This window comes from Paenibacillus septentrionalis, from assembly GCF_042659865.1.
Lineage (GTDB): Bacteria > Bacillota > Bacilli > Paenibacillales > Paenibacillaceae > Pristimantibacillus > Pristimantibacillus septentrionalis.
Map to the genome: position 1 here is coordinate 257,540 of NZ_JBHSTE010000007.1, position 21,632 is coordinate 279,171.

General features: G+C 45.6%; 18 protein-coding genes. 8 read left to right on the forward strand and 10 right to left on the reverse strand.

What is annotated here, in order from left to right; all coding sequences use genetic code 11:
• Positions 1-126: 126 nt before the first annotated feature.
• The gene (locus tag ACFP56_RS19465; RefSeq protein WP_379237710.1) at positions 127-438 is read left to right on the forward strand and encodes a dehydrogenase; all 312 of its coding nucleotides are present in this window, start codon (positions 127-129) and stop codon (positions 436-438) included.
• A 102-nt stretch (positions 439-540) separates the two neighbouring features.
• Here the strand turns inward: ACFP56_RS19465 and ACFP56_RS19470 are convergent, their stop codons facing one another.
• Positions 541-729: a hypothetical protein gene (locus ACFP56_RS19470; protein WP_379237712.1), complete on the reverse strand. Its 189-nt coding sequence runs from the start codon at positions 727-729 to the stop codon at positions 541-543.
• Positions 730-977: 248 nt separating this feature from the next.
• Between ACFP56_RS19470 and ACFP56_RS19475 the strand changes: the two genes are divergently transcribed.
• Positions 978-2,015 (forward strand): peptidoglycan DD-metalloendopeptidase family protein, encoded by a 1,038-nt coding sequence (locus ACFP56_RS19475; RefSeq protein WP_379237714.1) that lies wholly within the window; start codon positions 978-980, stop codon positions 2,013-2,015.
• Positions 2,008-2,436, forward strand: coding sequence for a bactofilin family protein (locus tag ACFP56_RS19480; RefSeq protein ID WP_379237716.1), 429 nt, complete (start codon positions 2,008-2,010; stop codon positions 2,434-2,436). The genes ACFP56_RS19475 and ACFP56_RS19480 overlap by 8 nt, the downstream gene beginning before the upstream one ends.
• Positions 2,437-2,512: 76 nt before the next feature.
• Here ACFP56_RS19480 and gltB read toward each other — a convergent pair whose 3' ends face one another.
• Positions 2,513-7,114 carry a glutamate synthase large subunit gene (gene gltB / locus ACFP56_RS19485; RefSeq protein ID WP_379237718.1) on the reverse strand — a complete coding sequence of 1,534 codons (4,602 nt, stop codon included), beginning with the start codon at positions 7,112-7,114 and terminating at the stop codon, positions 2,513-2,515.
• A gap of 288 nt (positions 7,115-7,402) precedes the next feature.
• On the opposite strand from gltB, the gene ACFP56_RS19490 reads away from it, so the two are divergent.
• Positions 7,403-8,758, forward strand: a complete 1,356-nt coding sequence (locus tag ACFP56_RS19490) for a stalk domain-containing protein (protein WP_379237720.1) — start codon at positions 7,403-7,405, stop codon at positions 8,756-8,758.
• Between the two features lie 15 nt (positions 8,759-8,773).
• Here the strand turns inward: ACFP56_RS19490 and kapB are convergent, their stop codons facing one another.
• Positions 8,774-9,151, reverse strand: a complete 378-nt coding sequence (gene kapB, locus ACFP56_RS19495; protein WP_379237722.1) for a sporulation phosphorelay system protein KapB — start codon at positions 9,149-9,151, stop codon at positions 8,774-8,776.
• Between the two features lie 130 nt (positions 9,152-9,281).
• Here kapB and ACFP56_RS19500 point away from each other — a divergent pair, with 130 nt between their 5' ends.
• Both ACFP56_RS19500 and ACFP56_RS19505 read left to right on the forward strand, forming a co-directional pair.
• Entirely contained in the window at positions 9,282-10,394 is a 1,113-nt protein-coding gene (locus ACFP56_RS19500) for an MGDG synthase family glycosyltransferase (RefSeq protein ID WP_379237724.1), read from the forward strand.
• A gap of 158 nt (positions 10,395-10,552) precedes the next feature.
• Positions 10,553-11,164 carry a YqaA family protein gene (locus ACFP56_RS19505; protein ID WP_379237727.1) on the forward strand — a complete coding sequence of 204 codons (612 nt, stop codon included), beginning with the start codon at positions 10,553-10,555 and terminating at the stop codon, positions 11,162-11,164.
• Between the two features lie 195 nt (positions 11,165-11,359).
• Here the strand turns inward: ACFP56_RS19505 and ACFP56_RS19510 are convergent, their stop codons facing one another.
• The 3 genes from ACFP56_RS19510 to ACFP56_RS19520 form a co-directional block, all read right to left on the reverse strand.
• A complete protein-coding gene (locus tag ACFP56_RS19510; RefSeq protein ID WP_379237729.1) occupies positions 11,360-12,481 on the reverse strand; it encodes a C40 family peptidase in 1,122 nt (373 codons plus the stop codon).
• A 386-nt stretch (positions 12,482-12,867) separates the two neighbouring features.
• Positions 12,868-13,785 (reverse strand): cation diffusion facilitator family transporter, encoded by a 918-nt coding sequence (locus ACFP56_RS19515; RefSeq protein ID WP_379237731.1) that lies wholly within the window; start codon positions 13,783-13,785, stop codon positions 12,868-12,870.
• A 271-nt stretch (positions 13,786-14,056) separates the two neighbouring features.
• Entirely contained in the window at positions 14,057-15,688 is a 1,632-nt protein-coding gene (locus ACFP56_RS19520; protein ID WP_379237733.1) for an ABC-F family ATP-binding cassette domain-containing protein, read from the reverse strand.
• 212 nt (positions 15,689-15,900) lie between these two features.
• On the opposite strand from ACFP56_RS19520, the gene ACFP56_RS19525 reads away from it, so the two are divergent.
• The gene (locus ACFP56_RS19525) at positions 15,901-17,052 is read left to right on the forward strand and encodes a conserved virulence factor C family protein (protein ID WP_379237735.1); all 1,152 of its coding nucleotides are present in this window, start codon (positions 15,901-15,903) and stop codon (positions 17,050-17,052) included.
• Between the two features lie 120 nt (positions 17,053-17,172).
• Here ACFP56_RS19525 and ACFP56_RS19530 read toward each other — a convergent pair whose 3' ends face one another.
• From ACFP56_RS19530 to mutY, 4 genes are all read right to left on the reverse strand, one after another.
• A complete protein-coding gene (locus ACFP56_RS19530; RefSeq protein WP_379237737.1) occupies positions 17,173-17,478 on the reverse strand; it encodes an ArsR/SmtB family transcription factor in 306 nt (101 codons plus the stop codon).
• 249 nt (positions 17,479-17,727) lie between these two features.
• The gene (locus ACFP56_RS19535; RefSeq protein ID WP_379237739.1) at positions 17,728-19,008 is read right to left on the reverse strand and encodes a transglutaminase domain-containing protein; all 1,281 of its coding nucleotides are present in this window, start codon (positions 19,006-19,008) and stop codon (positions 17,728-17,730) included.
• 124 nt (positions 19,009-19,132) lie between these two features.
• Positions 19,133-19,768: a bifunctional 4-hydroxy-2-oxoglutarate aldolase/2-dehydro-3-deoxy-phosphogluconate aldolase gene (locus ACFP56_RS19540; RefSeq protein WP_379237741.1), complete on the reverse strand. Its 636-nt coding sequence runs from the start codon at positions 19,766-19,768 to the stop codon at positions 19,133-19,135.
• 2 nt (positions 19,769-19,770) lie between these two features.
• Positions 19,771-21,108: an A/G-specific adenine glycosylase gene (gene mutY, locus ACFP56_RS19545; RefSeq protein WP_449290049.1), complete on the reverse strand. Its 1,338-nt coding sequence runs from the start codon at positions 21,106-21,108 to the stop codon at positions 19,771-19,773.
• Positions 21,109-21,216: 108 nt separating this feature from the next.
• Here mutY and ACFP56_RS19550 point away from each other — a divergent pair, with 108 nt between their 5' ends.
• On the forward strand, positions 21,217-21,549 hold the full coding sequence (locus ACFP56_RS19550) for a c-type cytochrome (protein ID WP_379237794.1): 333 nt from the start codon (positions 21,217-21,219) through the stop codon (positions 21,547-21,549).
• The last annotated feature ends 83 nt before the right edge of the window (positions 21,550-21,632 follow it).

A 21,632-nucleotide genomic window follows, 5' to 3' on the forward strand; every position in this document is an offset into this window, starting at 1 on the left:
CTACCATATGTACAGACATGCTTCCAATCCAGTAAAAGTTTCGGACTTGCCTGCGTTTTTTTCAGTTGGTGACCAGCCTACCTCCATCTGCATATACATATGTAAGTAGAAAGGAGCTGAGCTCGAATGAAGCATCAAGGCGTAAATCATCAGCCTGAGCTGCCTACTGCGCGCAGCATTCGCAGAACCTGCAATTCTGAGCTTTACCGTACGATTAAACGCATGAAGATATGGATTCCCGAGCATAAAGTAAAGGCTGCGGAAAAACTGTACTTTCAGAAGGTTGCTGCCAATCTGCTATGGATTCACGAGCATCGCAGCAATCGAAAAAAACAAGTGGAGTGGTGGGAAGCCAACGTATGCGATGAACTGGCGGAAATTTTGGGGGTTGACCGTCGCCGATTTGCCGAGGCGTTTAAGCAAGCCTATGGCTGCTAAACAGCCTCCTTTGCTTGCGCCTATGCTTCATTTCATGAAAGAAGGGTTGAATGCATGTCACATTCAGACATCCATTCAACCCTTCATTTACTTGATGGGGAATTATTCCGCTACGCCGTCGGATACGCCCGTCGTATCAACCGTTGTTTCCTCTATCAAGCCGTTGTGCTCAGTGACATAACCGCCGCCAAGCCCTTCATTGATCATGCGGTCAATATCCATTTCATACTGACTGCGGCCTTCAAAATAAAGATCAGGGGCTTCTGGATTCTTCTTCGATCGATTGCTCATCGACGATCCCTCCTTTTTTTTCGATAGACACCTAGAGTGGCATAGCGCTTTCCCAGGTCATCATCAATAGCGTACCCTGCTTTTTCTCCATCATTCACAGCACTGCGCCGATGCTTACAGCAAAGCCGCAAAGCTGATTCTTTTAGACAACTTTTTCAAAATAGATGCATGTTTTATAGCTTTTCAGAATACATAGTGATAGAACGTTCTAAACGAAAGAGATGCTTGATTACGAAAGGAGTATGTGCGTGAAGCAGAAACAGCGCTCTAATTGGTCGTTGTTATTGATGCGTGGACCTGATCAGTCCGTGAAGCAATTTAACGTAACAAGGCGATCTGTAATTGCTGCACCTGTAGCGTTGATGGCGATATTCAGCAGCGTCGTTGTCGGGCTGCAGCTTAAGGCTCATTCGGAACTTCATCGAATTCAGCAGGAACATAAAGCCTTGCAGCTTCAATACTCCACTATGATTCATGAGCATAGTGAAGAACTCGTTACGAAGGAGGCTACAATTAGCAATCTAGCTGCTCAATTGTCAGCTTTACAGCAGGAGCAAAAATCTGTCTCCAGCAAACTGCAAGAGCTCATGGAGCTTGAAGCTCAGCTGCAGCAATTTATCCAAACCTACGGGGAAGATGTTCCGCTGCACTTGAATAGAGAAACAACCGGACGCTCTGAGCAGTCGAATTCCTATCGACAGGCTGAAGGCTCTGCTGCGCAGCAGCGTCAATATGAAGGCATCGCCATGATGGCCTATCAAAGTAACGCGCCTTTATCACAGATGACCCGTTCCTTAGAAAGCCTAATGACATCAATGGAAGCTTCACTTGATCACGCACATTATGTAAAAGAGCAAATTGACAGCTACCCAAATCATTGGCCTGCAGAGGAACAGTACATTACGTCTGGCTTCGGCTATCGTTCGGACCCCTTTACAGGGCAGATCAGATTTCATGCAGGCATAGACATCGCGGGCAGTAAAGGCGACAGCATTTTTAGTGCAGCTGACGGTGCGATTATAGAGGCAGGCTTTGAGTCTGAGTACGGAAACTATGTGATCGTCGAGCATCTGCACAATCTTCGCAGCGTGTATATGCATCTTGAAACGATAACGGTAAAAGTCGGAGATGAAGTCGCTAAGGGCGAAAAGCTTGGCACAATGGGCAGCAGTGGACGAAGCACAGGCACTCATTTGCATTTTCAAATTATGCAGCATGACCATGCGGTATCACCACTCCCATTTCTTCGAAATGAAAAGATTGTGAAGGAGGATCAACATGTTTAAAGAATCTAAGCGTTTAATTGCGACAGATACGTTAATCGGTCAGGGAACAGTTGTGGAGGGAAGCATTTTAACCGAGGCTAATTTACGGATTGAAGGTGAATTTCACGGAGAAATCACAACTAAGGGTGAGATTATTGTCGGGGAATTCGGCGTCGCAAAAGCAGACATGAACTGTGTAACGCTAACGATTGCTGGTCAGGTGCATGGCGATGTAAACGTAAATGGCCGCCTTATCATCACCCCATCCGGACAGCTAAATGGTACTGCGGTTGTACAGTCCATCATTGTTCAGGAGGGCGGCAGCTTTAATGGTGAGTGCAAAATGAGCTCTGCGGTCAAGTCTGAGCTGACTGCATTGTCCAAAACTCAAGACGATAAGCAGGATAAGCAGGAAAAAGCGAAAGCTCGCCAGGCTGGTTAAATGCTATAAAAAAGGAGTTAGAACGCGACGCGCTCTAACTCCTTTTTTTATTATGAGATTCGATAATCATTGCTGCTTACTTTGCAGTTAGCAGCAACTCTTTTTTACTCGATTCAAATGCAACAAGCAGTGCATCTGTGCCTGCATGACCTGCTTGCTCAGCAGACTTGATATGCTGAAGCATTTTTTTGTAGTCCTTCGGAATGACTTTCACGAAGTTTTTAAGCTCGCCATCGAATTGCGCCAGTATACGAGCTGCTACTGAGCTGTCCGTATAATGTACATGCTTTTGCAGCATGGAACGAAGCTCTTCGATATCTTCTTTCTCCTCAAGATGCTCCAGCAAAATCATTTCGAGATTGCTGCGACCAAGCAGCTTGTTTTCTGGATCGTATACATAAGCTACACCGCCAGACATACCTGCACCGAAGTTGCGGCCTGTTTCGCCTAGAATAACAACGCGTCCGCCAGTCATATACTCACAACCATGGTCGCCGACACCTTCTACGACTACATTAACACCAGAGTTTCTTACTGCAAAGCGCTCGCCAGCAATGCCTCGAATATACGCTTCACCGCCAGTGGCGCCATACAATACCGTATTGCCTGTAACGACATTTTCCTCTGGTACGAAGGTTGCTTTTGGCGAAGGTGCAACGATCAGCTTACCGCCAGACAACCCTTTACCGAAGTAGTCATTCGTATCTCCTTCTACAGAAAGCGTAATGCCTTTAGGAACAAATGCGCCAAACGATTGACCTGCTGTTCCTACAAAATGATACCAGATGGTATCTTCAGGCAGACCTTCTGCACCATAGCGTTTCGTTACCTCATGGCCAAGCGTCGTACCGACAACACGGTCAGTATTCAGAATCGGATACGTGCCGCGCACTTGCTCTTTGCGCTCCAATGCTGCTTGCGCATTTGGAATAAGCTCGCGAGCATCAAGCGACAGCTCAAGGCCATGGTTTTGCTGCTTAGAATTATAACGTGTAGAACCTTCAGCAGGCTCATGGTTATGCAATACCGCTGATAGGTCAACACCTTTCGCTTTCAAATGAGCTTCCAGCTCTCTCGTTTGCAGGCGATCAACGCGACCAACCATCTCTTCAACAGTACGGAAGCCAAGCTCAGCCATAATTTCACGAAGCTCCTCGGCGATAAACGTCAAGTAGTTCACGATATGCTGAGGGTCGCCTGTAAAGTTTTTGCGCAGCTCAGGGTTTTGAGTCGCTACCCCTACAGGACAAGTATCCAATTGACATACGCGCATCATGACGCAGCCAAGTACGATCAATGGTGCAGTTGAGAAGCCAAACTCCTCTGCGCCAAGCAGTGCTGCAATTGCAACGTCACGGCCTGTCATAAGCTTGCCGTCTGTTTCCAGTACAACACGGTCACGCAGGTTGTTCAGCATCAACGTTTGGTGCGTTTCGGCTAGACCGAGCTCCCAAGGCAAGCCCGCATGTCGAATAGACCCGATAGGCGATGCGCCTGTACCGCCGTCATAACCACTAATGGTGATCAGATCAGCACGTCCTTTCGCTACCCCTGCAGCGATCGTTCCGACACCTGCGCCAGATACAAGCTTAACGCTAATGCGTGCGCTAGGATTCGCATTTTTCAAGTCGTGGATCAGCTCTGCCAAGTCCTCGATTGAATAAATATCATGATGCGGAGGAGGAGAGATCAAGCCTACACCCGGCGTTGAACCGCGAACCTCTGCTACCCATGGATATACCTTCTGACCTGGAAGCTGACCGCCTTCACCTGGCTTAGCCCCTTGCGCCATCTTGATTTGAATTTCATCCGCATTTGTCAAATAATGACTTGTTACACCGAAGCGTCCAGATGCTACCTGCTTGATTGAGCTGCGGCGAAGATCGCCGTTCGCATCAGGCACGAAGCGAGCTGGATTCTCGCCGCCTTCGCCAGTGTTGGACTTGCCGCCTAGACGGTTCATCGCGATAGCCAAGCTTTCATGTGCTTCCTGACTGATCGAACCGAAGGACATTGCGCCTGTTTTGAAGCGTTTCACAATCGATTGAACGGACTCTACTTCTTCAAGTGGAATAGACGTTGCGTCCTTTTTGAACTCAAGCAATGAACGAAGCATCAGGTGCTTTTTGTTCTCGCCTTGAATCATCGTAGAGAATTTTTTGTACTGCTTGTAATCATTCGCACGAGTTGATTGCTGAAGCGTATGAATCGTTTGCGGCGTTAACAGATGATCCTCGCCATCACGTCTCCATTGATATTCACCGCCTGAATCCAGCTCACGCTCAGCACCCTCTTGTGTTGAGAAGCCGCGATCATGCGCATTTTGCGCATCCTTCGCGATTTGCTCAAGGCCGATGCCGCCAATACGGGAAGGCGTCCACGTAAAGTACGCTTCAATCAAGCTTTCCTGCAAGCCGACAGCCTCGAAAATTTGTGCGCCACGATAGGATTGAATAGTAGAGATACCCATTTTGGATAGTACTTTTACAACGCCTTTCGTTGCAGCTTTAATATAGTTTTTAACAGCTTTTTCATAGCTGATGCCTTTTAGCATACCTTTTTCGATATTGTGCTCGAACGTTTCGAACACAAGATACGGATTAATGACATTCACACCATAGCCTAGCAGCAGTGCAAAATGATGCACCTCTCTTGGCTCACCAGATTCAAGCAGGATCGAAACCTTTGTACGGTTGCCGTTGCGGATCAAGTGATGGTGAAGCGATGAAACAGCTAGCAATGCTGGAATCGCTGTGTTCTCCGCATCAACGCCACGATCAGACAAAATGATCAGGTTATGACCCTTTGCAATGACACGGTCTGCTGCAGCGAACATTTCATCCAATGCGTTTTTAAGTCCATCAGCACCTCTTCCAGACGGGAAGAACATTGGTATTGTAATCGCCTTGAAGCCTTCACGACGAATATGACGAAGCTTCGCAAATTCCTCATTAGATAGGAAAGGCGTATCCAACTTCACATGACGGCAGCTTTCTGGCTCTGGGTTCAACAGGTTGCGCTCTGGACCAATTGTTGTCACGGTTGACGTAACCAATTCTTCGCGAATCGCATCAATCGGTGGATTCGTTACCTGTGCGAACAGCTGTTTAAAGTAGTTGAACAGCAGCTGTGGACGCTCAGACAATACCGCAAGCGGTGCATCGTAGCCCATCGAGCTTAATGGCTCTTGACCGCCAAGCGCCATCGGCTCAATAATGCGATTGATTTCCTCATACGTATAACCGAACGCTTGCTGGCGCTGCTGCAGACTTTCTTGACGGACCTCTGGCAGCTGTGGCGCATCCGGCAAATCCGTAAGATCAACCAAATGCTCATCCAACCAATCGCGATATGGATGCTCGGAAGCAATCATCGCTTTGATCTCTTCATCCGGCACGATGCGGCCTTTTTCTGTATCAACAAGCAGCATTCTGCCTGGACGAAGACGGTCTTTATATAGAACCTCTTCCGGCTCTACTGGAACAGCGCCAGCTTCAGAGCCGAGAATGATATGATCATCCTTCGTGACATAATATCGTGCAGGACGCAAGCCGTTGCGGTCCAGCATGGCACCGATTTGTACACCATCGGTAAAGCCCATTGCGGCAGGGCCATCCCACGGCTCCATCATCGTGCTGTGATATTCATAGAACGCTTTGCGCTCATCATCCATGCTTTCATGGTTTGACCATGGCTCAGGAACCATCATCATGGCAACATGCGGCAATGAGCGTCCAGCCAACGTTAAAAATTCAAATGTATTGTCAAACATCGCAGTATCAGAACCGTCTGGTGCGATAATTGGCTTGATTTTCTCAAGGTCATCACCAAACAGCTCGCTAGCAAACAAGGTTTGTCTAGCATGCATCCAGTTCACGTTGCCGCGAAGCGTATTGATCTCGCCATTGTGAATCATGTAGTGGAACGGATGCGCACGCTCCCAGCTTGGGAACGTATTCGTACTAAAGCGGGAATGCACGAGTGCCATGGCAGATACAACCTCAGGGTTGTTCAACTCGACGTAGAAAGAACGGACCTGCTCTGTTGTCAGCATTCCTTTATAAACGATTTTGCGAGACGACATGCTAGAGAAATAGAACATATCCCCGCCTTTTTGCTGGCCATAGCGAATCGCCAGCTCTGCACGCTTGCGAATCACATACAACTTGCGTTCAAATGCCATCGTATCTGCAAGAGCAGCATTGCGGCGAATAAACACTTGCTCTACAAATGGTTTAACCGAAAGTGCAGATTGACCAAGCAGCTCATCATTAGTAGGAACTTCGCGAAAGCCAATCAGCTCCTGCCCTTCTTCTACGATAATTCGTTCTAGAACAGCCTCGATCTCCTTGCGCGCATTCAAGTCTTGCGGCATGAACATCATCCCGACTGCATAATGCTCCTGCTGTGGCAGTTCAATGCCTTGCTTGCTCAATTCGCTCGCAAAAAACTGATGAGGAATTTGAATAAGTATCCCAGCGCCATCTCCTGTATTCGGCTCACTGCCCTGTCCGCCACGATGCTCCATATTTTCGAGCAATTTCAATGCCCGACTAATCACATCATGCGACTTTACACCCTTAATGCTTGCAATAAAACCCATACCGCAAGCGTCTTTTTCAAACTGCGGGTCATATAGTCCTTGTCTAGGCGGTAAACTAACTGATTGGTTCTTCATCGTATATTTCCCCTCTATCATAAAATTTCCATAACTCTCTTCTGCTTTGAAACAACTTATAATAGAATAGGTACAAGAGATTCCACATGTTACCTCTCATCCCATATTGTTCACCTTGTCTAAATAAAAGGCGCGTTTTTTATGATCGCTTCACAGACGCAGCCCATGCTGAAATCGCATCGATTCATTATTACATTGATTTTAGCACTTTTTGAACAATAAATATAGAGGGGAAATCACAAAAAACCTTGATATTTAAGGAAATTATGTAGAAGGGATTTGCATTTTATGTACACTAATTTGGAGTTTAAGAAGCATCAATCAAGTGTTATTTTACGATTAGCAATCGTGTCAGCTCTTATTTTTTCTATATTTTCGCCGCTTTCCAGCGCAGCTAGCCAACCAATGCTCAGTAGCGGAAAAGTACAAACCGAAAAAAAATATTTTAATGTAGTAATTTTAGGAGATTCGCTTGCTTTCGGCTATGAGCACGGTTTTACTGAGCAATCCAGGCCCAATGGAGTAGGCGAGAACATTTATGAACAGGCCCTATTTCAAGGCTACCGTGCTGCTTATGCCAATTATGGCGTGCTTGGCTTGCGCTCCGAAGGACTAAAGCTTTGGCTCGAAGCAGCAGCGCAAAAGCAGGAAATTAAACCCGCTGCCGTACAAGCTGGATTAAAAGATCCACGAGTGGATACGATAATTGGGAATACTGCACAGCTATATCAAGACATTGAGCAAGCCAACCTTATTATACTAGCAATAGGGGGCAATGACTTTCTCCAAATATTGTCTCAGCTTGATTTGACGAAGTCCTGGAACAGCTGGACAGCAACGGAGCAGCAGCAATTGCAGACTCAACTGGAAGCAACTACCGAGCATTATATTGAACAGCTATCTTCTATTCTTTCTATATTAAACGAGTTAAACCGCGATGCCATTATTGCGACTCAAAATCAATATCTTCCGCTTCCTAAAATCACATTTAACGGCAAAGAGAGCTATGTTGGGGTTGATCCGGGTCTTGCTCGTCAGCTAGAAAATGCAAGAACGAGCATCAACAGCAAATTTGATGCAGTCATTAAAGAGTTTACAAGCAAGGGCTTGACGATTGATTATATCGATGCAGCCAGCACGATTGAAAGCAACGCGCTGGGCTTAACCGCTATTGGGGCAATGGATGTTCATCCGAATGCTGCTGGGTATAAAAAGCTGTCCGAGCAATACAGCAAGCTGCTGTGGGGAGAATGGCGTTTCGTTCAGCCTCGTAAAGCTGATATTCCATTGTCTGTTGTTGTCAATGGGAAAGAGGTTGTAAGCCCATACCCGACGAAGCTTATAAATGGACGTACATACCTAGTGCTAAGTGATATTACTGGAGCAATGGGAGCCGGCCTTTCTTGGAGCAACAAAACACAAACAGCAACGATCACGATTGATGACCGTGTCGTTGAATTGACCATTGGCGCAAGTACATACAAGGTCAATGGCCAATCCTATACGCTTAATGCAGAGCCAGCCTTTTTAACGAAGGTTAACAACGAGAGCAAAACCTATGTACCTGTTGCTGCACTGTCTGAAGGTCTTGGCTTTTTTGTAGAATATCGTCCGCTTACGAAAACGGTCTTCGTTAATCGCTAGGCGTTAACTTGACCTTTAATAGGATTTCATTAATTGTTGAAGGTTTTCTATGCTTTTTGCAGTCCAGCGATGAAGCTTTTCGAGCTTTTGAAGCTCTTGCTGGGCTGCCTGATGCAGAGATTCCTTATAATCAGGTATTTCACCCTCATAGTGTTCAATATCTTTAGGCAGTACGGTTGTTTTTTCGGTATAAGCAAGCGCTCGGCGCTCATGGAACAACGGGACATCCGGTTCGTATGGATGATGTAAGTCACCCTGCTCCGGATGCTTGATCACAGCAAGAACTTTAACAACCAGTCGTGGCGCATACAATTCGACCACTTCTCCAATGTAAACACCCGTTCTCACTTTTACAGTAACGAGCTGACCGATTTGGACTTCCGACATATTCATCTTCATACACCTCCTTCCATTCATAAATTTACTGTAAATGATGACGATTCTAGAAGCAAGTTGAATAAACTGGACTTGTGCAACGGCAAAGTGGCAAGGTAATATGGAAGATAAGAAGAAGGTGAATGTTATGAGCAAGAAAAGAGTATTGCTGCTTTCTGAGGGCTTCGGGTCTGGCCATACTCAAGCAGCGCATGCTCTTAGTGACGGATTAAAACATATCAATCCTGATATTTCTACTAAAGTCCTGGAACTAGGCAGCTTTCTTAACCCTATAATGGCTCCCATCATTATTAATGCTTACCGTAAAACCGTAAGCAAACAACCCAAAGTCGTGGGCATGATGTATCGCAGCAATTATCGCAAGCCAATTAACCGTATGACAAAAAATGCTCTTTATCGCTTATTTTACACGCAAACGGCTAAAGTAGTTGAAAAGCTCAATCCGCAGTTGATTATTTGTACGCATCCTGTTACAGGCATGATGATCGCCAAGCTGAAGGAGGATGGACTCAAAACTCCTTTAATAACCGTCATTACTGATTACGATGCGCATGGGTCCTGGGTTAATCAAGAGGTCAACCGTTATCTTGTCTCTACTGATGTTGTAAAAGAACGTCTCGTTGAAAAGGGGGTACTGGACAATCGCATACAAGTCACAGGCATTCCAATTCATCCGAAATTTTGGAATTCTTCAAATAAAGAAGCGATTCGCGCAAAATTCAAGCTTAAAGACATGCCAACCGTTCTAATCATGGGTGGCGGATGGGGAATACTGCATGAAGACAGCGTCCTATCCTACATGACGAAATGGCGTGAAACGACGCAGCTTATTTATTGCGTAGGCTCCAATATCGACATGAAAGAAAAGCTGGAAGCAGATCCTTTATTCAAACATCCGAACATCCACATTTTAGGCTTCACTTCGCACATTAATGAACTGATGGATGTGACTGATCTATTGGTAACAAAACCAGGAGGCATGACGTGCACGGAAGGTTTGAGCAAAGCATTGCCGATGCTGTTCTATGAGCCAATTCCTGGACAAGAAGAAGAGAATTGCGAATATTTTATAAATATGGGATTTGGTGAAATGCTAACAGACAGCGATTCTGTGGATCGTTGGTTTAAACGCATCCAGAAACCGGATGATATGAGCGCATTTCGACAAACGCTTGTCCAAAAACGAAATATGCATTATGATCCGCTCCATTGTGTAAAAGCAGTGCTGCAATTTTTGTAGCACTGCTTTTTTTGAAACCTGAAGCGCTGTCACACGTATCATTTTATAGGACATTACTTTTTAATTTGTGTTACACTGTAATTACTTGACTAATAAAGTATTTTTCGCGCTTTTTCGTCATAGTTCACGGAAGATTTTATTAAAGGAGCAAGCTATTGATGGAACAATTTGTTGAATTTATGGGGAATTTCGGTCCACTCGGATTAGCGCTTCACGCTTTTCTTGATGCGATTATTTTCCCAATACCTGCTTTCTTTACACAGGTTTCCTTAAGCATGCTCAATCCCAACAGTGCGCTTTGGTTAGCAACGCTAGGGTTTATTGCTTGTCTCCTAGGAACTCCTATTGGATACTATATCGGCAAAGTTTTCGGTACTGGCATACTAACACGATTTGTTAAACCAGAACTAACTGAAAAAGCAACAAATTTCTTTAAGGATAAAGGATCGATTGCTATACTCATTGGTGCTTTTACTCCTATTCCTTTTAAGGTGTTTACAATAATGTCAGGTGTTCTGAAATATCCATTGTGGCAGCTTATGGCATATGCAGCTGTAGGTCGAGCTACAAAGTTTTATGTTGTCGGCGTACTATTCTATTTATTCGATAAAGCAGCAGCTAATATGGTTGATAATGTTTCATTATATATATTCGTTACGGTTGTTCCTATCATTGTAATTTTCCTCTTCGTACGAAAATGGTTGCGCAAGCGCAAGGAACGTAAAGCATTAGCACTACAAACTGGAAATGAGCAAGAAGCTGAAATGTAATCATTTTATTAATTGAATAAGTGGATTAATCATAATTATACATGACATCCCCCTTGAAGATGACTATAGCAGCTATTCATCTTCAAGGGGGATGTATTTTGTTTAGGAAAAAAAGCAAGCTAATGTCGGTCTAAACCAACATCAGCTTGCTAGATCAATGCGATATATCTATATGATTATACAGAAAGCAGTTGCTTACTTAATCGCGCTGCCGCCATACAAGAAGCGATATTCCCAATGCTTGCCGGTAATTGTATCTGTTCTTACACCGCCACTATCCTTGGAATACGTATGAAGAATTTTACCATCACCTAGATAAATCCCTACATGAGTAATTCTCTCAGTTGATTTGTTCACGCCACTATAGCTTGATTTGCTGGAACCTTTATAAGACATGAAGAACATAAGGTCGCCACGCTTAAGCTGGCTAATGCTTGTTTTCGCATTGCCTAGCTCCTTAACATAAGCACCTTGCTTTCTGGAGTCACCTGGCAGCGTAACACCAAGTGCATCCTTAAACGCTTGTCTTACAAAAGCAGAGCAGTCAAACGTTTTTGTAGAGTTGCGGTTAGAACCATACTCATATGGCGTACCCAAGTATTTCATGCCTGCAGCGATTACCTTCTCTACTGAAGAGCTGGAATTCGTTGCTGGAGTACTGGAGTTTCCTGAAGAGTTGTTGTTCGATGTTCCGGTGTTGCCGCCTGTAGAACCCGTATTGCTGCCCGAAGAGCTTGTCCCACTTACAGTGATATACTGGCTTTGGCTAGATACATAACCCGTTACACCTTTGGAATCAGTTACTTTATACCAGCTGCTTCCTGATTTGCTAAGTACAGTAACTTGCTCGCCTGCTTGCAGGTAGCGCATGCGGGAGCTAGATGTGCTGGCTCCTGTACGGAATGATACGCCTTTTTTAATTGTCCCTACGCCAAGCGTGCTATTATCATTTACCGTATTGGAAGAATTGCTGGAACTGCCGTTTGATGAATTAGAAGAATTGCCTACAACCTCAGTATATTTGCTATCGTTGGAAATGTATCCTGTGTTGCCGCGTGCATCTTTAACTTGAAGCCAACCATTAGATGCAAAACCAATAACAGTTACATTCTCCCCTTTAGAGATCATTCTTATCACACTGCTCGATGTGTTCGAGCCAGTTCGCAGATTAACACCCCAAGTTACTTCAGCTACTTGATTAATGGCGCTTACCTCTGCTGCATGAGCGGCAGGTGCTGGTGCCAGTGATAAACCCCCTACTACTAAGCTCACGGCTAATGCTGCCGTTGTTACTCTGTACTTTATAGAATAGTTCATTCTTGCTATTCTCCCTTCCTCTTTCTGCAAATTCGCTTCGTTAAGCGTTGTACACATTATAGAATTAGAAGAGAATAGCGGGCATCTGCCTTGTTGCCTAAAAAAGCATGACTGTAAAAGGCGCAAAACTAGGTATCCAAATAGTGAGAGAAAATTAATAAAAGCCGCCTCTTTTATGAGAGGCGGCTTCTTTAGCTAATTTTGGCTCACTATTTATCATGATTTGGAAAATGAGAAAAATGAAAACAGTCTCATCTTCAAAACCTAAGTGGCACCTTATACATATAGGACTTTATACTCATTTTGCTAGGACCTTAAAAGGATTACCAACATTTACTAAGCCGAAAACCTAATACTATCAACCCAGTTTCAGCCGTTTTTTTCTATTAAATGTTATTATTCTTCATATCCTGAGGCTCGACATGGACATTTACATTGAGTATATTATGCTTTTTGGACAGCCTGCGTTCGATTTCATCACAGATTGAGTGCCCTTCTATTAACGTAAGCTCAGGATCTACCTGCACAATAACTTCAACAAGCACATTGTTTCCATGTACCCTTGCCTTTAAATCAGAAATTTCACGTACACCTTTCGTATTGGCAACCGTGATACGGAGCTTTTTGAGCACTTTTTCATCTATGCCATCCGTTAATGCATGAGTACAGCTTACGAATATGTCCCAAGCTGTCTTGCAGATAATAATGCCGACAATAAATGCCGCTACAGGATCAAGCCACGGCATATTGAGCTGAGCGCCGAATATCCCGATAGCAGCTCCGATACTGACCAATGCATCGGATAAATTATCCTTGGCAGCTGCATGGAGCGCGGCATTGTTGATTTTTTTGGCAAGTCGACTATTATACGTATACACGACTAGCATTACGGCTGCTGCAGCTAGCGCGACCCAGGCTGTAATCATGCCAGGCGTTTCGATATTGCCCGCAATCATCGTTCTGCCCGCTTCTATGATAACCTGCAGTCCCACTGCAGCCATGATAAAGGAAGCGACAAGCGCGGCAATTGTTTCTGCTCTGAAATGACCATAAGGATGATCGACATCCGGCGGCTTCTGCGATATTTTCAATCCGATCAATACTGCTACCGAAGCAATAATATCGGTCAAATTATTATACCCGTCCGCTACAAGCGCACCTGATATAAACGTATAGCCAATCCATAGTTTAATAGACGATAAAACAAGATAAGCGGCAATGCTTAGCCAGGCTCCCTTTTCGCCTTTTTTAATATCTTCATACTGTGTCAGCTCGACTACCTCCTTAACCCGTTCGTGCTTCATAAAGTCACTTTACGTATCATACATGATCAAGACCGTGTGGGTCTACAGAAACAGTTTTATCCAAGGCGCAACTTTGTGCATCCACGCAACAAACAATGACTTTGCCAAAGAATGTTTCATTCATGCAATTTTGTTGATTATGTCCATATCACCTTTGAGCTTATCCCATATATGTATAGTGTGGTCATGTTTAGCAGCTGAAATGCAGTCTACAATAAAAAAAGCCTTAAGCGGCCAAGCTGCATATGCAGCTGCCACTTAAGGCTATTAATTACAACTTCAATGCACCGTCATACATTTTCTCACGCAGTGCTTTCACTTCACTGCTTTCAAGATACTCATCGTATGTCATCAGGCGGTCGATTACACCGTTTGGCGTAAATTCGATGATGCGATTCGCAACGGTTTGGACGAACTGATGGTCATGCGAGGTGAACAGCACTGTGCAGTCTGTTTCCATCATGCCATTGTTTAGCGCAGTAATCGATTCAAGATCCAAGTGGTTCGTTGGCTCATCCATAATAAATACGTTTGCGCCTTCAAGCATCATTTTCGATAGCATGCAGCGAACCTTCTCGCCTCCGGAAAGCACGTTTGCTTTCTTTAACGCCTCATCCCCTGAGAACAGCATGCGACCAAGGAACCCACGCAAAAACGTCTCGTCCGGATCTTTCGAATATTGACGAAGCCATTCTACAAGGTTCATATCGACTCCCTCGAAATACTTGGAGTTGTCTTTCGGGAAGTAGGAACGAGTCGTTGTAACGCCCCAAGAATAGGTCCCTGCATCTGGCTCGCGCTCACCAGCTATTACTTCGAAGAAAGCTGTTTTAGGCAATCCATTTGGTCCAACAAAAGCAACCTTATCGCCTTTATTGATCGTTAGCGTTAAGTTGTTGATTAGCACTTCGCCCTCAACAGAAATCGTTAAACCTTCTGTCAGAAGAAGCTGCTTGCCCGCTTCACGCTCACCTTTGAATTGAATAAACGGATATTTACGGTTGGATGGTCTAATATCATCCAGCGTAATCTTATCAAGCAGCTTTTTACGTGAGGTAGCCTGCTTGGATTTTGATTTGTTTGCACTGAAGCGCTGAACAAACGCTTGAAGCTCTTTAATTTTATCTTCTTTCTTTTTGTTCTCAGAACGCATCAGCTGCAACGCCAATTGGCTGGATTCATACCAAAAATCGTAGTTACCGACATACATTTGGATTTTACCAAAGTCGATATCCGCAATATGCGTACATACCGTGTTCAAAAAATGACGATCATGGCTGACTACGATTACGGTGCCTTCATAATCGGCAAGGAAGTTTTCCAACCAGCGAATGGATTCAATGTCCAAATGGTTCGTAGGCTCATCGAGCAATAGAATATGAGGTGAGCCAAACAACGCCTGTGCCAGTAGGACACGTACCTTTTCGTTGCCGTCAAGCTCGGACATTTGCTTGTAATGAAGGTCCGTTCCAATACCTAGACCGTTAAGCATCTCAGCAGCTTCGGATTCAGCTTCCCAACCATTCATATCCGCAAATTCAGCCTCTAGCTCGCCTGCCCGCATGCCATCTTCATCCGTAAAGTCTGCCTTGGCATACAACGCATCCTTTTCCTTCATTACATCGTACAGTTTTTTATGCCCCATAATGACTGTCTCAAGCACTTGGAACTGATCATATTCATAATGATTCTGCTTCAAGACTGCAAGACGTTCACCTGGAGTAATATGCACTTCACCTTGGGAAGGCTCAACTTCGCCAGATAATATTTTAAGGAAAGTAGACTTCCCAGCACCGTTCGCGCCAATTAGACCGTAACAGTTGCCAGGAGTAAACTTGATATTAACATCTTCAAAGAGGGCACGCTTTCCGAAACGAAGCGTGATGCCACTTGTACTAATCATTCGTATACCCCGTCCTTCTCTACATACTTTTTATCTCGGACTATTATAGCATAGTCTTACTCATAATACTGTCGTTCCCATGAAAATTTATAAATCATTGTTCATATTTAGCGAATTTTCACTTAAACATACGCTGAAATTTTGATATTGTTTAAATAACTGTTAAGCTAAAATAAAAGCCCCCATTACATCTATCCGAGGAGGATCTATATATGAAGCTATTATCTATTGAGCCAACACCAAGTCCTAATTCTATGAAGCTGAACCTTGATGAGACTTTGCCGCGCGGACGCCGCCTAACCTATACCGTTAAAGAAGCCGAGCAAACACAGGAGCCTTATCGCAGTCTGCTGGCGATTTCCGGCGTAAGAAGTCTATTCCATACAGCGGATTTTATCGCGCTTGATCGTAAGCCTGGAGCGGATTGGGCAGCTATTCTTGCCGAAGCGAGAACGATTCTTCAGGCCGACCAAGACCTCACAACAGCTGTTGGTCAATCCAGTACCAGCTTCGGTGAAGCCCAGGTGCTTGTACAAATGTTTCGCGGCATTCCGATTCAGGTTCGCGTGCGTACAATCGATGGAGAAACGAGAGCGGCATTGCCCCAGAAGTTCATTGATGCAGTAACAAAGGCGGCCGGTTCAACGATGATCCGCGAGCGCAAGCTTGAAGAATTCGGCATACGCTACGGTGCACCTGAAGATATCGCCCAGGAAATTGTACAGGAGCTTGAAGCCAGTTATACCGATGAGCGCCTGGAGGAGCTTATCAAAGTCTCATTAGTGCTTGGCAGTTCCGATGAAAGCGATGCTCCGCAAGAGGTTGTTCGTCCTGCACCGCTTGATGGACACGCTGTGCTCAAGGAATTCCAACACGAGGATTGGCAAACGCGTTATGCGGCGCTGGACCGGTATGCACTCGATGATCAAGCAATCGAGGTGCTGCAGCAAGCACTTGAAGACAGCAATGCTTCAATTCGCAGACTTGCCGTTGTGTTTCTTGGCGATCTACGGACGCCAGAGGCTATGCCGCTGCTTTACAAAGCACTTGCCGATTCATCTGCATCCGTTCGCCGCACCGCTGGCGATACCTTGTCCGATCTAGGCGACCCGGGCGCAATCGAGCCTATGATTACTGCGCTTGGCGACAAAAACAAGCTTGTTCGCTGGAGAGCTGCCCGCTTCATGTATGAGGTTGGCGATGAGCGTGCGCTTCCTGCTTTGAAGATCGCAGCGGATGATGCTGAATTCGAAATTCAGCTGCAAGCCAAAATCGCCATTGAACGGATCGAGCGCGGCGAAGAAGCAGCTGGTTCCGTCTGGCAGCAAATGACTGCCGCTCGTCAGAAGCAGCAGGAACAGTAAAAGCAGTCTCCTACTTACGTTAGAAAAAGCAGTAAACCCCGCAGCCACAACTGCGCAGCACATGCAGCTCTTTGAGCTAGTCTATGCATCCGGGTTTACTGCTTTTTTAGTTGCGAATGACTAATGCTCTGCATGATGAATCGCTTGAGTCAACAGGGAGATGACATGACTGTCATCGCAGGAATAAATCATCGTAGTTCCTTCCCTGCGGCTTTTTACAAGCTTCATCATCCTGAGGAAGCTTAATTGGTGAGAAACGGCTGACTGCGACATGTCAAGCACCTCGGTAAGATGACCTACTGAGCATTCTTCCTGTGAAAGCAGGTATAGCAGCTTAATTCTCGTTGGATCAGATAGCGCTTTAAACATTTGAGAGACACTTTCAACCGTTTCTGTACTTAAAAATGAGTGATCCTTCGCTTCCATTGCAATCCCACCTTAATATGCGCATATGTTCATTTTAACAATTCTTAATCAAATTCATTACGATGTCAACCCTGTAACTAAAAAAGCCAACCAGCGCTTGCCACTAGTTGACTTTCTAAGTTGCCGGACTTCGTTTCAAAAGCCTAAGGCGTGTCTGAGAACTCAGGAGAACCGCAAATGTTGCCGATTTTCGTTCCATGCAAGGCGTGCTTGTGAAGGCGTACCGGGGGTACGTCAAGCAAACACGCCCTAGTAATTCAATGCAAGCTGCACTACCATGTCGCCCTGCTCGCTTAGCTGGTAGTAGCTCATCTGGTAGGATAGCCGTGTGTTCAAGGAACGCAAAGCTTTTTCCACATCAGCTTCCGTTGCACTCCCCTTCAAATAACGGAATTCAACCTTCGCCTGCCTCTGATCGACAGCCTGCTCAAGCAGCTTGTGCAATTCATCATAGGCCGCTACTGTATATTCGTCATCGTGCCAGTGAAAGCCAAGCTCTCTACGCAACGCCTGAAGCTGCTTATACTGCTCGGATGTGCGATCCAGGGAGGCAGCCCTTTCTGCCAGCGTTGTTTTATAGCTTACTGAGGCAACAGGATAGTCGCCTTCCCATACATGATCCTGACGCAGCTCCTCATCGCTTACTAAATAATAGCGATAGCTAACCTCATCAGCTGCCTGACCAATCGGATCATCCCACGTCAGATCAAGCTGATACCAGCGATCATCCAGCTTAATCATATTCCAGGCATGCTCTTGCCCTTTTCCAGTACCTTCAACAATCCGAACATCAAACCCTGCCTCGCTGTACAGCATGTAGCCCAGCATCGCATAGCCTTGGCAAACCGCCAGTCCTTCTGTCAACGCCTCGTATGCCGTATAACGCGTTAAGCTCTCATCATATTGCACATGTGTAACAATCCAGTCATGAATAAGCTTAACCTGCTGCTCCTTCGTATAACGCGTCAAGTCCATCGCGGCAATCAATTCCTTCGCATACTGTGCGACCTGATCCGTCATTTCCTTGCTTTCACGGAAAGTCGTCTTCAGCTCTACCTCCGTATAAAGCAGCTTGCTGCTAATCGTGTAGCTATAAGAGGACATCGCATATTTGGCATATTCATTTCGATGAAATGCCTGCTTTAGCCAATCGCTTAGCCCCTGGGAAATGTCTTCATAAGATCCACTAATGCGGAAGGTTACGCTAGGACTTCGTTCATCAAGCTGAGCAGCTAAAAACTGTACAATGCCCTCTACATCCTTGGTGGATAGCTCAGTATTGGACACAACAGCCTCCGCTGCTGTATTGTTCATTGACAGCCCTGTTTTCAGGGTAGCACTCTGCTCTGTTCGATTCTGTTCAATTCGATCCAATTCTTCCTTCAGCCTTGTACCTGTTTCCTGTACGGTCTGCTGCACGGTATCTTGAATCGTTTCGATAATGGATGAGCTTGAATCCCGATTCTCTAGCAACTGATAGGATACATACAATGCGGCTATGACGAAAAGGACTCCTAACAATTTCTTCATAGTAGCCTCCTTTACTCGGCAAAAGCTCCTACCTCTATTATCTACTAATTATGACTAGATATACTTGGCTTGCATATATTCATAGAAATGAAATGCAGTTGCATAATCTGCTTTATTCACGCTGCTACAGCTTCGCAACTGCGGCTGCATGGAGTTTGACGGTTGCGGTTATATCCTTAAACCGCCCTTCGCGCGCTGCCTGAAGATCCACCAGCTTTGTTCCCATGCCGACAGCGTTCGCTCCTGCTGCAAAATATTCCGATATATTGTCAAGCGTTACACCACCAGTTGCAATGATTGGATAATCGGCAATCGGACCGCGAACTTCCCGCAAATATTGAAGCCCAAGCGAGCCCATAGGAAACAGCTTAATCGCTTCTGCTCCAGCTTTTCTCGCAGCGAGAATTTCCGTTGGAGTAATCACACCTGGCCAAACCGGAATATTGTGCTGCTGTGCATACTCTATAACCTCAAGGTCCAGGTTGGGAGAAATGATAAATTGCGCTCCGGCAGCAACAGCACGCTTGGCGTGCTCCACATCAATGACTGTTCCTGCCCCTACGTAAGCCTGCTGTGAAAACTGCTCTCTCCATTGCGCGATCATCTCTTCTGCACCTGGCGTATTCATTGTAATTTCCATAAAGCGAACACCGCCCTCAATGATCGCCTGACCTGTAGGCAATGCGTAGTGCGGCTCTACCCCGCGCAATATGGCAATAATTTTACTGGACATCAGTTCCTCAAGCAATGCAGTATACATCATTAGACTCCCTTCGTCTTCCAATAGTTTTGCAGTATTTTCAAAAACAAATTAGGGAACGGCATCGTGCTCATATCCTCTTTACGTATATATCGCAGCTCAGGAGTCATGTTTATTTCTTGAGCTGTTATTGCTCTATAATCTTCCGTTGACTCAGCAACCAGCTTAGCTTCCGTTGTTACATTCTGCATAATGTCTGTTGGGTCTATATGGTCTGTTGGGTCTATCTGATCTGTCGAGTACGTCCGCTCCGCTGCTGCTGCAGTTTGTGCCGTGGTATGTGCAATGGTTTGAACCACGTCTTCTCCAACATGCGACTGTACCTCTGAGCTATCAGCAAGAAAGAATCTCATGTTCCAGCGGATATGGCTGAAAATATGGTCCTGATCGCAGAACCATTCCCGCGGCTTAACAAGCAGTCCATGCCGCTTATGCATTTCCTCAGAGATGGCCTGACCGAGCAATGGCTGCTCCTTCAGCTGCTCGGCATACAGCGCCGCCTGATCTCCTTCGACCAGCACATGCGGCAGCTCCCACATTCCAGCAAGCAGCCCGTCTGATGGACGCTGACGAACGAGCACCTTGCCTTCATGCTCGCCTTGTCCTTCCACGATGACAGCAGCTCTATATTCTACTCTTGCCTTTTTCGCTTTAGACTTCAGAGGAAGCTCATGCTCCCTGCCCTGCAGTCTTGCTTCACAGTTGTCCATAACAGGGCATAGCAGGCAGCTTGGCGATTTGGGCGTGCAAATGAGTGCCCCTAGCTCCATAAGCGCCTGATTGAAGTAACGAGCTTGTCCTTCTGGAATCATCGTTTCCACAAGCTTCTCCAGCTTCACGCGTGTCGATGGCTTCGCAATATCGTCCTCCAGCGCGAAAAAACGTGAGATCACGCGCATCACATTGCCATCTACTGCAGGGACAGGCTCATTATAGGCAATGCTCATAATAGCACCGCAGGTATATGGGCCTACACCCTTTAAGGCAGCAACCTCTTCCTTCGTGGTCGGAACCTGACCCTGATGCTGCTCCATCACCATTTTCGCTCCAGCCTGAAGGTTGCGTGCTCTTGAGTAATAGCCCAGCCCTTCCCAGCTTTTGAGCACCTCTTCCTCTGGCGCCTCTGCCAGGTGCTGAATCGTAGGGAATTTTTCTATAAATGATAAAAAATACGGAATTACTGTATCTACGCGTGTTTGCTGAAGCATTATTTCTGATACCCATATTCGATAAGGATCATGATTCTCTCGCCACGGCAAATTCCGCTGGATATGAAAGTACCATTCCAGCAAATCCTCACCGTATTTTGCCTTTTTCTGCTCCAAGCTTAATTGTGTCATCATATTAAACCGCCTTTATGTTTGAAATTGCCGTATAGTTCACTATAATGATAGATATTATCCTGCTTATTATATCACTTCTCCACAGGAGGTCTAACTGTGAAATCTATGAAACTTGCGTTCTTTATAACAGCAGCAGTTATTCTGCTAGCAGCCTGCGGTCAAAGCAGCGGAACTAGCAATGATGGAAGACTTACACTTGAACAGGCTCCCACAGATGTTGCTGCAATCTATAAGTCTAACTGCATTCGCTGCCATGCAATCGATCTTTCTGGCAAAATGGGCGACGTAACCAATTTGCAGTATGTCCATGAGCGTCTAAGCGAAGAGGAAATTATTGAGCGCATTACCAATGGCGGCAAAACAATGCCTGCATTCAAGGAACGGCTCAGTGAACAAGAAATCGCTGCTCTGGCCGCTTGGCTTGCCAATCAGCAGTAGCATCTATCAAATTAAGCTGTCGTAAGTTTAAGCATAAACAAAGCTCCTCTTCCAGCAGCAGGCGATCCCTGTCATACGATAGA

Coding starts and splice junctions, on each gene's coding strand:
- ACFP56_RS19530 (WP_379237737.1), bottom strand. CDS start 17,478: ATGGAAGCGAAGGATCACTCATTTTTAAGTACAGAAACGGTTGAAAGT.
- ACFP56_RS19525 (WP_379237735.1), top strand. CDS start 15,901: ATGAAGCTATTATCTATTGAGCCAACACCAAGTCCTAATTCTATGAAG.
- ACFP56_RS19470 (WP_379237712.1), bottom strand. CDS start 729: ATGAGCAATCGATCGAAGAAGAATCCAGAAGCCCCTGATCTTTATTTT.
- ACFP56_RS19540 (WP_379237741.1), bottom strand. CDS start 19,768: ATGTATACTGCATTGCTTGAGGAACTGATGTCCAGTAAAATTATTGCC.
- ACFP56_RS19500 (WP_379237724.1), top strand. CDS start 9,282: ATGAGCAAGAAAAGAGTATTGCTGCTTTCTGAGGGCTTCGGGTCTGGC.
- ACFP56_RS19490 (WP_379237720.1), top strand. CDS start 7,403: ATGTACACTAATTTGGAGTTTAAGAAGCATCAATCAAGTGTTATTTTA.
- ACFP56_RS19465 (WP_379237710.1), top strand. CDS start 127: ATGAAGCATCAAGGCGTAAATCATCAGCCTGAGCTGCCTACTGCGCGC.
- kapB (WP_379237722.1), bottom strand. CDS start 9,151: ATGAATATGTCGGAAGTCCAAATCGGTCAGCTCGTTACTGTAAAAGTG.
- ACFP56_RS19505 (WP_379237727.1), top strand. CDS start 10,553: ATGGAACAATTTGTTGAATTTATGGGGAATTTCGGTCCACTCGGATTA.
- ACFP56_RS19550 (WP_379237794.1), top strand. CDS start 21,217: ATGAAACTTGCGTTCTTTATAACAGCAGCAGTTATTCTGCTAGCAGCC.
- ACFP56_RS19535 (WP_379237739.1), bottom strand. CDS start 19,008: ATGAAGAAATTGTTAGGAGTCCTTTTCGTCATAGCCGCATTGTATGTA.
- ACFP56_RS19510 (WP_379237729.1), bottom strand. CDS start 12,481: ATGAACTATTCTATAAAGTACAGAGTAACAACGGCAGCATTAGCCGTG.
- ACFP56_RS19520 (WP_379237733.1), bottom strand. CDS start 15,688: ATGATTAGTACAAGTGGCATCACGCTTCGTTTCGGAAAGCGTGCCCTC.
- ACFP56_RS19480 (WP_379237716.1), top strand. CDS start 2,008: ATGTTTAAAGAATCTAAGCGTTTAATTGCGACAGATACGTTAATCGGT.
- gltB (WP_379237718.1), bottom strand. CDS start 7,114: ATGAAGAACCAATCAGTTAGTTTACCGCCTAGACAAGGACTATATGAC.
- ACFP56_RS19515 (WP_379237731.1), bottom strand. CDS start 13,785: ATGAAGCACGAACGGGTTAAGGAGGTAGTCGAGCTGACACAGTATGAA.
- mutY (WP_449290049.1), bottom strand. CDS start 21,108: ATGACACAATTAAGCTTGGAGCAGAAAAAGGCAAAATACGGTGAGGAT.